The following is a 14,044-nucleotide window of genomic DNA, read 5'->3' on the forward strand; positions in this document are numbered from 1 at the left end:
CGGTGGTCGGGCGCTGACCCCGCGGCGGCTGCGCCACTCACTGGCTTTGGGAGTTCGGTTTGGTCTTGAGCTTGCCCAGCAGCTTGTCCAGGGACTTCTGGTTCAGCGCCTTGGCGAGCGGGAAGTCCGAGGGCATCAGCGCGCCGGCCTGTGGATCGAGGCAGTGCTCGACCAACGCTTGCAGATGCTCCAACAGGCGAGCGGGCAAGCGGCTGTCGGCATCCGGCGTGACGCTGTGCCATTCGACACGCAACACGCCGTCCTCCAGCCACGCCACCACCTCTCGACCGTGGGTCACCCGGTTTGCCGGCGACACGTCTGCCGGTGGAGTCAGGCTGCTGGCGCGCAACCAGCCCTCGGGCGTTTGTTCATGCCCCAGGTAGTTGAACAGCACATCGCCGTGGCTGGCCGGCAATTCACCGCGTTGACGCAGCAAGCCGTAGCCAAGGCCCTGGCCCGGCACTGCACGCAAGGCCTCCTTGGCGTTGCACACCTGATCGCCACGGGCGCCGCTGGCGTTGACGCGCAGCGGGAACAGCGTGGTGAACCAGCCGACCGTGCGGCTGACGTCCAGGCCATCGAAAGGCGCATCGCGGCCGTGGCGCTCCAGATCCACGACGATGTCGCTGCGACGTTCGGTCTCCGCCAGGGTCGCGGCGAGGGCGGCGATCAGCAGTTCTTCCGGTTGCGTGCGGTACGCTGCGTGGGACTCGGTCAGCCATTGGTGAGTGCGGGTCGCTTCCCAGCGGGCCGACAACGTCCGGCGCTCGGCCACCGTGGCGACCGGCGGCCGGCTGGTGCTGGCCTGGGCGTGCCAGTAGCGTTGCTCGCCCGTGACCTTGGCGGCGTGGGCATGCAGGTGCTCGGCCCATTGCCGGTAGGAGGTGGTTTTCGCCGGCAACGTCGGCTGTTCGCCGCGCTCCAGTGCTGCATACAGCTGTTGGAAGTCCTCCAGCAGCGGCGTCCAGGACACTGCGTCCACCACCAGGTGATGAGCCGCCAGGTACAGTCGCTGAGGTTCGCCTTCCAGCAGGGCCGCGGCAAACACTGGGCCGTGTTGCAGGTCCAGGCTTTGCGCGACCTGCAGCAGTTGGTCCGGGTGCTCGCAGCAGGTCATTTGCGCAGGGGCTACGGGGGCGATCCGTGCCTGCCATTGCCCATCGACTTCGGCGAAGCGTAAGCGCAGGGCGTCGTGGTGCGCGACCAAGCGATCCAATACCGCCTGCACGATGGCCGGCTCAAGACGCCGGTCGCTGTCAGCCAATACGGACTGGTTCCAGTGCGCGGCCTGGGGTTGCTGTTGGTCGAAGAACCACTGGTGCAACGGCATCAGCGGCATCGCACCGGTGACTTCACCCTGTTCGGCCTGGGTCAGCAGGGCCGTGGTCACCTGGGCCAGCGCCGCCGGGGTGGGCGAGCGGAACAGGTCCCGTGGCGTCAGTGAGTAGCCGTGTTCGCGCAGACGTGAGATCAGCTTCAGACCGAGAATCGAATCACCGCCCAGGGCAAAGAAACTGTCCGTGGTGCCGACTTCGCGGCCACCGGTCAGGCTTTCACCGAGCAGTTCACCGAACAACCGGCACAACAGGCTTTCCAGCGCATTGCGCGGTGCGGCGTAGTCTTTCTGGGTTTGCGGCAAGGGCAGGGCCGCCAGGGCCTTGCGGTCGATCTTGCCGTTGCTGTTCAGCGGCAGGGTCGGAACGTGCACCCAGACCGCCGGCACCATGTAGGCCGGCAACTCGGCGGCGAGTAGGGTGTCGAGGTCCGATTGCGCTGCGCTGCTGCTGTAGAACGCCACCAGACGGTTGTCGATGACCAGCGTGCAGGCAGCGGTGATGGCCGGCAGGTTCAGCACGGCTGCGTCGATCTCACCAAGCTCGATGCGCTGGCCGCGCAGCTTCACCTGATGATCGAGACGTCCGAGGTATTCGATGTTGCCATCGGCCAGGAAGCGGCAGCGGTCGCCGGTGCGGTAGAGGCGATCACCGTCGATGAACGGGCTGGCGAGGAAGCGTTCCTCGGTCAGGTCGGGACGCTTGAGGTAACCGCGAGCGACGCCGACACCGCCAATGTACAGCTCACCGATGCTGCCGATAGGCTGCGGTTGCATGGTTTCGTCGAGGATATACAGGCGCAGGTTGGCGATGGGTTTGCCGATGGGCACGATCACGTCGTCCACCGAACAACGCCATGCCGACACGTCGATGGCCGCTTCGGTCGGGCCGTACAGGTTGACCAGGGCTGCCGGGTGCAGACCCATGAAACGCCGCACCAGATCCACCGGCAGCGCTTCGCCGCTGGCAAACACCTGGCGCAGGCTGCGGCAGTCAACCAGGCTTGGCTCCTCGACAAAGGCGCGGAGCATGGACGGTACGAAGTGCAACGTCGTGACTTGTTCCTGCTGGATCAACTGGCTGAGGTACGCCGGGTCGCGATGACCGTCCGGACGCGCTACCACCAGGGTCGCGCCAGTGATCAGCGGCCAGAAGAACTCCCACACCGAGACGTCGAAGCTGTACGGGGTTTTCTGCAGCACACGGTCGTTCGGACCAATCGGGAACGCGTCCTGCATCCAGTACAGGCGGTTCATCAAGGCGCCGTGTTCGTTCATCACGCCTTTCGGTTGGCCGGTGGAACCGGAGGTGTAGAGCACGTAGGCCAAGTCGCTGGCAACGACGCTGATCGGGTCGAACGCCGGGGCCTGGGGCAGGGCATCGAGGGTCCAGGCTTGATGGTCGGCTGGCAGGCGCGACAGCCACTGGGTCTGGGTCAAGGTGACCTTGGCGTCGGCGTCTTCAATCAGGAACGCCAGGCGAGCGGCAGGTAGTTCTGGATCCAGCGGCAGCCACGCGGCGCCGGCATGGACGATGCCGAGCAGGGCGACGACCATGTCCACCGAGCGCTGCATGCAAACCGGCACGATGTCATCGGTGCCGATGCCGCACGCACGCAGGGCCCGGGCAACGGCTTGCGCCCGTTGGTCCAGCTCGGCGTAGCTCAGGCGTTGGCTTTCGAACACCAGCGCCGGGGCGTTGGGGCTGAGGGCGGCTTGTTGGCTCAGGGCGGTGTGCAGGTCAGTAGGGCCGCTGTAATGACGTTCGGTGGCGTTCCAGCGGTCCAGTTGCTGCTGGTCCTGCTGCTGCGGGAACAGCTCGATCAGCGTTCGCGCAGGCGTTGCGACCAAGGCATCCAGCAGCGCACACCACTGCGCGCTCCAGCGTTGCATGGTCGACGCGTCGAACAGCGCCGCTTGATATTCCAGCGCCAGGGTCATGTCGCTGCCGTCGTCCTGGACTTCCCAGCTCTGTTCGAACTTGGCGTCGATCACCGGCAGCGTCTGCTCTTCGACGTTCAGGCCCGGCCATTGACTGCTGTCGACGCGGCCATAGTTGAGCGAGAACAGCACCTGGAACAGCGGCGTGCGGTTCAGGTCGCGGTGTTGCGCGACCGCGCCGACCAGGGTGGCGAATGGCAGATCGGCGTGAGCCTGGGCCGCGCGCAAGTCGGCTTCAAGGCTGGCGAGCAACTGCTCGGCCGGGGCGCGCTGGTCGACTTCGCTGCGGATCACCAGGGTGTTGACCAGGCAGGCCAGCAACGTCTGGGATTGCGGCTGATCGCGCTGGTCCGCCGGGGTGCCGAGGCGAATCTCGCGCTGGCCGCTGTAACGCGCCAGCAGTGCGCTCAGGGCCGAGGCCAGCACCACGTAAGTGGTGGTGCCGCGCTGGCGGGCGAACTGGCGGATCGATTCGGCGCGCTGGGCGCCGAGGTTGACGATCAACTGTTGGGCCCGGCGATCGGCTTCAGCGCCCCGTGGATGGTCGATGGGCAGGTCGAGCTGGTAGTCGTCCTGGCCCAGGTGGTTTTTCCAGTAGTCCAGGCTGTCATTGCGCCGGGCCTGGGTGTCCGGGTGCTGTTGCCACAGGGCGAAGTCGACATAGTCGATCTCCAGCGGCGACCAGCTCGGCGACTGTCCATTCAGGCCGGCGGCGTAGGCCTGGGTCAGTTCATCGATGAACAACTGCATGGCCCAACCGTCGGTGGCGCTGTGATGCAGGCACACCAGCAAGAGGTTTTCGTCGCTGTCCTGGCGTTGCAGCAGGTGCGCACGCCAAGGCGCGGCGGTAGCCAGGTCGAACGGTGCCATTAACTCGGCTTGGGCCGTGGCGCAGGTTGCGCTCCAATCCTGTGTGGCAACGGCAGTGACCGCGAGCGCAGGCCCATGGTCATCAATCAACAGTTGCGGCTCGCCCTGGACTTCGACAATCCGGCTGCGCAGCACCAGGTGGCGTTGGCTGACCTGTTCGAATGCCTCACGCAAGACGCGGACCTGCAACTCGCCGCGCAACGTCAGGGCGAACGGCATGTGGTACTCGCGAGAATCCGGCACCAGACGGCTGAGCATCCAGAAGCGTTTCTGCGCCAGACCCAATGGCAATGCCGGCGGACGCGGTTGCGCGGTGATCGATTCGTCCGCTGTCGCCACGCCCAGGTAATCGGCCAGGGCCGCGACCGTCGGGCGTTCGAACACCAGCGCCAATGGCAGGGAAACCCCCAGGCGTTCCCGGACCCGGCTGACCAGTCGAGTCGCCAACAAGGAATGGCCGCCGAGCTGGAAGAAGTGAGCTTCGATGCCAACCGACGGGCATTCCAGCACTTCGCTGAACAACTCGCAGAGCGTGCTTTCTGTGGCGGTGCGCGGCGCGGTGTACGACCGGTCGCTGTGGTTTTCCGGCAGCGGGGTGGCGGCCAGGGCCTTGCGGTCGAGTTTGCCGTTGCTGTTCAGAGGCAGGCTGTCGAGCTGGACAAAGAAGCTCGGCAGCATGTGCGAGGGCAGGTTGTCGCTCAATGCGCTACGAATGGAAGCCTCGTCGGCATCACCGCACCAGAAGCTCACCAAGCGTTGCTCCAGCAGCAGGGTCGCGGCGTCGCGAACGCCGCTCTGGGCCAGCAGCTCGGCGTCGATTTCACCAAGTTCGATGCGTTGGCCGCGCAGTTTCACCTGATGATCGAGACGTCCGAGGTATTCGATGTTGCCATCGGCCAGGAAGCGGCAACGGTCGCCGGTGCGGTACAGGCGATCACCGTCGATGAACGGGCTGGCGAGGAAGCGTTCCTCGGTCAAATCCGGACGCTTGAGGTAGCCGCGAGCGACGCCGACACCGCCGATGTACAGCTCACCGATGCTGCCGATAGGCAGCGGTTGCATGGTTTCGTCGAGGATGTACAGGCGCAGGTTGGCGATGGGTTTGCCGATGGGCACGATCATATCGTCCGCCGAGCAGCGCCATACCGACACGTCGATGGCCGCTTCGGTCGGGCCGTACAGGTTGACCAGCGCCGCCGGGTGTTGGCCCATGAAGCGCCGTACCAGATCCACCGGCAGCGCCTCGCCGCTGGCAAACACTTGGCGCAGGCTGCGGCAGTCGACCAGACTCGGCTCGTCGACAAAGGCACGGAGCATCGACGGTACGAAGTGCAACGTCGTGACCTGCTCCTGCTGGATCAGCTGGCTGAGGTACGCCGGATCACGATGACCGTCGGGACGCGCTACCACCAAGGTGGCGCCGGTGATCAGCGGCCAGAAGAACTCCCACACCGACACGTCGAAGCTGTACGGGGTTTTCTGCAACACACGGTCGTTCGGACCAATCGGGAACGCGTCCTGCATCCAATACAGGCGGTTCATCAAGGCGCCGTGTTCGTTCATCACGCCTTTCGGTTGGCCGGTGGAGCCGGAGGTGTAGAGCACGTAGGCCAGGTTGCTGGCACTGACGCTGATCGGGTCGAACGCCGGTGCCGGGGGCAGGGTGTCGAGGGTCCAGGCTTGATGGTCGGCTGGCAGGCGCGACAGCCACTGGGTCTGGGTCAAGGTGACCTTGGCGTCGGCGTCTTCGATCAGGAAGGCCAGGCGCGCGGCGGGCAGTTCCGGATCCAGCGGCAGCCAGGCGGCGCCGGCATGGACGATGCCGAGCAGGGCGACCACCATGTCGACAGAGCGCTGCATGCACACCGGCACGATGGCATCGGCGCCGATGCCGGCCGCACGCAGGGCACGGGCAACGGTTTGCGCCCGGTTATCCAGCTCGGCGTAGCTCAGGCGCTGGCCTTCGAACACCAGCGCCGGGGCGTTGGGGCTGAGGGCAGCTTGTTGGCTCAGGGCCGTATGCAGGTCGGTGGGGCCGCTGTAATGACGTTCGGTGGCGTTCCACTCGACCAGTTGGCGCTGACGCTCGGTCGCGGCCAATGGAGACCAGTCCGCGAGGCGGGTCTGTGGCGCGTCGAGCATGGCCTCAAGCAGTTGCTGCCATTGTTCCAACCAACGCCGAGCGGTGGTTTCGCTGAACAGCGCGGCGCGGTATTCCAGCAACACCGACAGCACCTCGCCGTCATGCACTTCCCAGTTCAGATCGTACTTGGTGGCCTGGGCGCTCACGGCACGTTCGCTGACTTGCAATTGCGGCCAGTACTGGCAGGACGCATCGGCGTTCTGCATGGCGAACAGCACCTGGAACAACGGCGTCTGGCCGAGGCTGCGGGCCGGCTTGAGGTAGTCGACAACCTGGTCGAACGGCACGTCCTGATGCTGCTGGGCGTCCAGTACGCGGTTGCGGACCTGATTCAGCAGGCCTTCGAAATCCAGGTTCGGATCAAGGTCGGCGCGCATCACCACGGTGTTGACGAAGCAACCGATCAGCGGCTGCAACTCGGCGAACGGACGTTGGGCCACCGGGCTGCCGACCCGCACGTCACGCTGGTTGGCGTAGCGACCCAGCAGCAATTGCGCGGCACTGAGCATCAACATGTACAGGGTGGCACCGCGTTGCTGGGCGAACTGCCGCAGGCGTCCCACCAGGGCCGGCGGCAACTGCAATTGCACCGCGCCGGCAGCCGGGGCGAGGTGGTTGGGGCGGCCCTGTTCGGTGGGCAGGTCCAGCAGGTAGTCGCCGTCTTCCAGCTGTCCACGCCAGTAGTCCAACTGGCTGCTGAACGCGGTCTGTTGCCCCGGCTCGCGCTGCCAGAGGGCGTAGTCGGGGTATTGCAGGACCAGTTCCGGCAGTTTGGCCGTCGCGCCCTGGCAGTGAGCGCTGTAGCAGCGGCCGAGTTCATCCAGCAGGTTCTGGCTGGAGGCGTCGTCGGTGGCGCAATGGTGCACGGTGAGCAACAGCAACGACTGGGCGCGGCCGCTGCGCTGTATCAGCGTGGCACGCACAGGCACTTCGACGGCGAGATCGAAACGGCGCCCGGTTTCTGCGTGGATGGCGTCGTCGGTCAGTTGCTGCCAGTGTTCGTCGCTGGTGGCTTCCAGGGCTGTCGGCGCCAAGGTGATGTTGATTTGCGGCTCGATGACCAGTGCCAACTCGCCGTCACCCTCGCGCACAATGCGGCTGCGCAGGATTTCGTGACGTTGGACCACGCTGTCCAGGGCCGCTTGCAGGGCCCGGGTATCGAGCTCACCGTCCAGTTGCACGGCGCTGACCACGTTGTATTCGCCACCACCGGCACTCAGTTGTTCGAGGAACCACAGGCGTTGTTGTTCGAACGACAACGGCAGGCGCGCCGGGCGTGGCGCCGGGACGAAGGTCGCGGCGGGGGCTTGCAGCGGATCGCCCAGCAGTGCGGCCAGGGCCTCCAGGGTCGGGTGTTCGAACACGGACCGCAGCGGCGGCACCGTGGCGAACTGTTGGCGCAGGCGGGCAAACAGCGCCGCCGCCAACAGCGAATGACCGCCGAGGTAGAAGAAATGGCTGTCGCGGCCGATCTGCGTCGACGGCACCTTCAGCAACTCCGACCACAGCGCGGCGAGTTGTCGTTCGGCGCTGCTGCGTGGTGGGTCGAGGGCGTCCGGCGCGGCTTGGATGTCCGGGGCCGGCAGGGCCTTGCGGTTGAGTTTGCCGTTGTCGGTCAGCGGCAGTTCATCGAGCAGCACGAACGCCGAAGGCACCATGTAATCGGGCAGGGCGGCGCCGATGGTCTTGCGCCAAGCGTTGACATCGGCCTGACCGTCGCAGGTCACGTAGGCCACCAGGCGCTTGTCGCCGGGCACGTCTTCCCGGGCCAGCACCACCGCCTGGCGCACGCCGGGCTGGGCGCCGATCAGGCTTTCGATTTCCCCCAGTTCGACGCGGAAGCCACGGATCTTCACCTGATGGTCCATGCGCCCGAGGTATTCGAGCTGGCCGTCGGGCAGCCAGCGCACCAGGTCGCCGGATTTGTACATCCGCGCGCCTTCCAGCGGCGAGAATGGGTCCTCGATGAACACCTTGGCGGTCTGCTCGGCACGGTTGAGGTAGCCCAGGGTCACTCCGGCACCGCCGATGTGCAGTTCCCCCGGAACGCCCACCGGCAGCGGGTTGAGGAACCCGTCGAGGACGTAGGTGCGCACGTTGGCAATCGGCCGTCCGATGATGGGGCGGGCCGGGAAGTCATCGACCGCGCAACCGGTGGCATCCACCGTGCATTCGGTCGGGCCGTAGGTGTTGAAGAAGCGGCTGCCGGCAATCGACGGCAGGCGTTGCCACAACTGCGCGTCCACCGCATCGCCACCGAACAGCACGAAGCGCGGCAGGTACACCTCGCCACGGCGCACGCCGTCGCTTTCCAGCAACGCCTTGAGTTGCGCCGGGGTGCACTCGAAGGCGTCCAGGCGGGTTTCGGCGAAGAACTGCGCCAATGCCTGCGGGTCGTAGCGCACGTCTTCCGGGGTCAGGTACAGGCTGTGGCCGTCGAGCAACAGGATGAGTTCGGCCACCGAGCTGTCGAAGGCGAACGAGTAGTTGAAGCTGGTGCGCAGCGGTTGGTCGGTGTAGCGACGGTACAGGCCATGAATCCGCGCCCAGGCCAGGTTGACCACCGAACCGTTGGTGACCAGGGTGCCCTTGGGCTTACCGGTCGAGCCGGAGGTGTACATGATGTAGGCCAGGTCTTGCGGCCCGGCGAGCGCAGGCAGGTTGGCGTCCGGCTGATCGGCGAACAGCGCCGCGTCGCTGTCCAGGCGCAGGCGAGGCAGGTCGGCGCCCAACTGTTCCAGCAGGCCCTGTTGGCCGAGGAACAACGCCGGTTGCGCGTCTTCGAGCATGTAGGCGAGGCGATCCACCGGGTAGGTCGGGTCCAGCGGCACATAGGCGCCGCCGGCCTTGAGGATCCCCAGCAGGCCGACCAACAGCTCCAGCGAACGCTCGACACACAGCGCCACCGGACGATTGGCGACCACGCCACGGCTGCGCAGGTAATGCGCCACCTGGTTGGCCCGCCGGTTCAGCTCGGCGTAGCTCAGGTGGCGGCCCTCGAAGCACAGTGCGTCGCGCTCGGGGGTGCGCTCGGCCTGTTGTTCGAACAGCTGGGCGAAGGTCAGGTCCGTGGGCACCGCCATTTCGGTACGGTTCCATTCCACCACCGTGCGCTGCCATTCCGCGTCCATCAGCAGCGGCAGGGCGGCCACCGGGCGTTGCGGTTCGGTGAGCATCTGCTCGAGCAGGTGCTCCAGGCGGGCCAGGGTCTGGCGGGCGCTGTCGGCGACGAACAGGTCCAGGGCGAACATCAGTTCCAGCTGGATCGGTGCATTGGCCGGGCACAACACGTGCAAGTCCAGGTCGCATTCCGAATGCCGGAGCGGAGTGTCCAGCGCTTCGAACTCGAGCCCAGGGAAGCGCAGCCGCGACTCCATCGCCAACTGCTGGGCCACCATCACCTGATACAGCGGTGCGTGGCTGAGGCTGCGGGGCAGTTGCAGGCTGTCCACCAGTTGCTCGAAAGGCAGATCCTGGTGCTGCAAGCCGCTGCGCAGGCGCTCGGCCACTTGTTGCACCAGGGCGGTGAAATCTGCCTGCGGTGCAAAGTCGGCGCGGATCGCCAGGTTGTTCAGCAGAATGCCGAGCAGGCCTTCGGTGCCCGGTTGTTCGCGATGGGTCACCGGGGTACCGACCAGCACCGTGGCATCGCCGCTCAGGCGGTGCATCAGCACGGCGAAGCCGGCGAACAGCACCGTGAACGGGGTAGTGCCGAGGCGACTGGCAAAGGCTTGCACCCGGCCACTGAGGTCGGCGCTGAGTTCACGCTGGACGATCCCGGCGCGGTAGCTCTGCATCGACGGCCGCGGATGGTCGGTGGGCAGCGCCAGCAGCGGGCTGCCTTCGCTGTCGCGGCGGTCCAGGGTGGTGGTCCAGTAATCCAGTTGGCGCTTGAGTTCGGCACCTTGCAGGTGTTCGCGCTGCCAGAGGGCGAAGTCAGCGTATTGCACCGGCAACGCCGGCAGTTCGGCGGCGGCGCCGTTGCAGCGGGCTTCATAGCCCAGGGCCAGTTCCCGCAGGGCGATGGTGGCCGACCAGGCGTCCGACACCAGGTGATGCAGGGCGATGCCCAGCACGTGCTCTCCCGGCGCCAGGCGCAGCAGGCGGGCACGCAGCAATGGCGGGGAGGTCAGGTCGAACGGCTGCTCGAAGGTGTCTTGCAGGGCAGTGAACTGCGCGCCTTCGCGGGCGGTGGCGGTCAGGCCGGACAGGTCCTCGAAGGGCAAGGCGATGTCCAGAGCTGCGCTGATGCGTTGGCAAGGCACGCCATCGGTGCTGTGGATGCCGGTGCGGAGGATTTCATGGCGCGCCAGCAGGTCGTTCAGGCTGGCATGCAACGCCTCGACATTGAGTTCGCCCTTGAGGTGCAGGGCGAACGGGATGTTGAACAGCGTCGTGCCCGGGGTCAGTTGTTCGATGAACCACAGGCGCTGTTGCGAGAACGACAGCGGCAACAGGGCCGGGCGTGGCTGGGCTTTCGGCGCCTTGAGAACGACGGCTTGTGGCGCGGCAGCGTCGGCCTGGCGGGCGGCGATGTTCACCGCCAGCAAGGCCACCGTGGGTTGTTCGAACAGCGTGCGCAGCGGCAGGTCGAGTTTGAAATGGCTGCGCAGTCGCGCCACGATCTGAGTCGCCAGCAACGAGTGGCCGCCGAGGGTGAAGAAGTTGTCTTCCACACCCACGCAGTCGCGCCCCAGGACCTCGGCCCAGATTTTTGCTGTGGCCGCTTCCAGTTCGTTGCGCGGGGCGATGCTCTGTTGGGTGTCGGCCTGCCAGTCCAGTTCCCGGGCGGCCAGGGTCTTGCGATCGACCTTGCCGTTGTTGTTCAGTGGCAGGCTGTCCAGGCAGACGAAGGCGGCCGGCACCATGTACGGCGGCAGTTGCGCCCGCAGGTGTTCGCTCAGCCCGTCGCTGCCCAGGGTGTCGTCATGGGCCGACCAGTACGCCACCAGCCAGGCTTCACCGACGCTGTTTTCCCGCAGCAGCACGGCGGCTTCGCGCACGTTCGGGTGCTGTGCGAGGCGGTGTTCGATTTCGGTCAGTTCGATCCGATGGCCGCGCAACTTCACCTGCTGGTCGCGGCGGCCGAGGTATTCGATCACCCCGTCTGCGCGCCAGCGGCCGAGGTCACCGGTGCGGTACAGGCGACCTTCGAGCTGCGGATGCTCGATGAACGCCTCGAAGGTGCGCTGCGGATCGTGCAGGTAGCCACGGCCGACACCGACGCCACCGACACAGATTTCCCCAGCCACACCCACGGGCAGCGGACGCAGGGCCTCGTCCAGCACGTACAGACGGTTATTGGCGGTCGGCTGGCCGATGGGCATGTGGCTGACGTCGGCTCCTGGTGCTTCGAAAATCGGCTGGAACGCCACGTCGTCGGCACATTCGGCCGGTCCGTAGGCGTTCATCAGGGCGATGTCGGGGAAGCGCGCAAACCAGTCTCGGGCCACGGTCGGCGGCAGGGCTTCACCGGTGGGCAGCACCCAGCGCAGGTCCGGCAGTTGCAGGTCGCACGGGCACAGCGCGAGCAGGGTGCGCATCAGGCTCGGGACGATTTCCAGCACGCTCAGACGCTCGCTGGCGAGCACTTGCAGCAGGCGCTGCGGGTCATGGGCGACTTCATCCGGGAGGATGTGCACGGTGGCGCCGAGCACCGGCGCGGCGAGGAACTGCCACACGGAAATGTCGAACGCCACCGAAGCCGTCTGCGGGATCCGGTCTTCGGCGCCGAGCCCCAGGGCCGGGACCTTGCCGAAGATGTTGTTGAGCATGCCCCGTTGCTCGATCATCACGCCCTTCGGCGTACCGGTCGAACCGGAGGTGAAGAGGACGTAGGCGAGGTTGTCCGGGCGCCCGAGAAGTGGCAGCGGCGCGTCGTTGGCGGATGTCCAGCAAGCTTCGGCGAACAGCGCCACGGGGGCCTGTTCCAGACCGCTGAGCAACGGATCGAGCAAGCCGCTGCAAGCTTCACTGGCGACCAGCAACGGTGCGCGGGACAGGCTGAGGATCTCCCGCAGGCGCTCAGGCGGATGATTGACTTCCAGGGGCAGCATCGCCGCGCCGGTCTTGAACACGGCAATCATCATGGTCAACAACGCCAGGCCACGAGGGGCGGCCAGGGCGACCAGTTGGTCTTCGCCGGCGCCGGCTTCGCGCAAGGCGTGGGCCAGGCGCGTGGAGCGCTGGTCCAGCTCGGCGTAGGTCAGGGACTTGCCGTCACAGATCGCCGCGACCTGCCCGCCGCGCTGGGCGACCTGGCTGGCAAACAATTGCGCGTAGCTTTGCTCCAGCGGGAAATCGTGAGGATTGACCGCCCAGTCGCCCAGCAGTTGTTGACGCTCCTCGACGGCCAGCAACTCAAAACTGCTCAACGGCGCGTCCGGCGCTGCCAGCATGCCTTCCACGAGGCTGGCGATATGGCCCAGCAGGCGCTCGACGGTGGCGGCTTCAAAGCGTTCGCGGTCATAGGACACGCGGATGCCCAGTTGCTCGCCGGGCAGGATCACCACGGTCAGGCCGTAGTGGGTGTGCACGCTGTGGTCCATGCCTTCGAGGCTGAACTGGAAACCGCCTTCGAGGATCTGCTCGTCGATGGGTGCGTTCTCGAACACCAGGATGCTGTCGAACAGGGTTTCGCCCCGGGGGAAGTCGCTCCAGCCCTGGATGTCGGTCAGCGGCGTGTGCTCAAAGTCGCGCATGTCGACGTTGAGGCCTTGCAGGGCGCCCAGCCAACTGCCGAGGGGGGCGTCTGGGTCCACCGACACCCGCAGCGGCAGGGTGTTGATGAACAGGCCGATCATTTCCGCGACGCCGGTCAGGTCCGCCGGACGACCGGCCACGGTGACGCCGAAGACCACGTCCCGTTGCCCGCTGTAGCGTGAGAGCAGCAATGACCAGACACCCTGGAAGAAGGTGTTCGGGGTGATCCGCCGGCTACGGCAGAACGCCGCCAGCGCCTGGGTCTGCTGTTCGCTCAGGTGAATCAGTTGGTCGTCCACCAGCACCGCGTCGGTGTAGCGATCATGGACCACGCCGTTGTCCACGGTCAGCGGCGTCGGCGCATTCAGACCCTGCAGTTGGCCGCGCCAGAATTGCTCGGCCTTGCCCGCATCCTGGCGTTGCAGCCATTGGATGTAGTCGCGGAATGGCCGAGGGCTTTTCAGTTCCGGGGTGCGGTCGTTGCACAGCGCTTCGTAGACTTTGAGGAAGTCCACCGTCACCAGGGAAATGCACCAGGCGTCCATGAGGATGTGGTGGAAGCTGCGGATGAATTCGTAGGATTCATCGGCCAGGCGCACCAGGCGGAAGCGGATCAGCGGCGGCTTCGACAGGTTGAAGCCGACTTTCTGTTCGTCTTCCAGCAGGCTGCGGATGCGTGCTTCCTGCTCATGGGCGGCGAGCCCGCGCAGGTCGAGGGTGTCCAGCGGGACCTTGACCTCGCGATGAATCACCTGCACCGGTTGCTTCTGGCTTTTCCATTGGAAACTGGCGCGCAGGGACGGGTGCAGCGCCACCACCTGGCGCCAGGATTCGAGGAAAGCCACTTCGTCGATGGCCCCGCCGATGCGGTAGCGGTCCTGCATCAGGTAGACGCCGGAGTCTTCGTGGAGCAGGGAGTGGAAGAGCATCCCTTGCTGCAACGGCGACAGCGGGTAAACGTCTTCGATCGGGTTGCCGGTGGTTTTTTCGGTGGTCATTGAAAGCGTCCTGCGTAAAAGGGGGCAACGGTGATGGCTTGGCAGTGGGAGCAGCGA

Annotated in this window: 1 protein-coding gene; it reads right to left on the reverse strand. The window is 66.1% G+C overall.

The features are described 5' to 3' along the window. Positions 1-37 precede the first annotated feature (37 nt). A complete protein-coding gene (locus LOY67_RS12340; protein ID WP_265067432.1) occupies positions 38-13,987 on the reverse strand; it encodes a non-ribosomal peptide synthase/polyketide synthase in 13,950 nt (4,649 codons plus the stop codon). Positions 13,988-14,044 lie beyond the last annotated feature (57 nt).

Origin of the sequence: Pseudomonas sp. B21-056 (genome assembly GCF_026016325.1) — a bacterium.
Classification (GTDB): Bacteria; Pseudomonadota; Gammaproteobacteria; order Pseudomonadales; family Pseudomonadaceae; genus Aquipseudomonas.

Coding starts and splice junctions, on each gene's coding strand:
- LOY67_RS12340 (WP_265067432.1), bottom strand. CDS start 13,987: ATGACCACCGAAAAAACCACCGGCAACCCGATCGAAGACGTTTACCCG.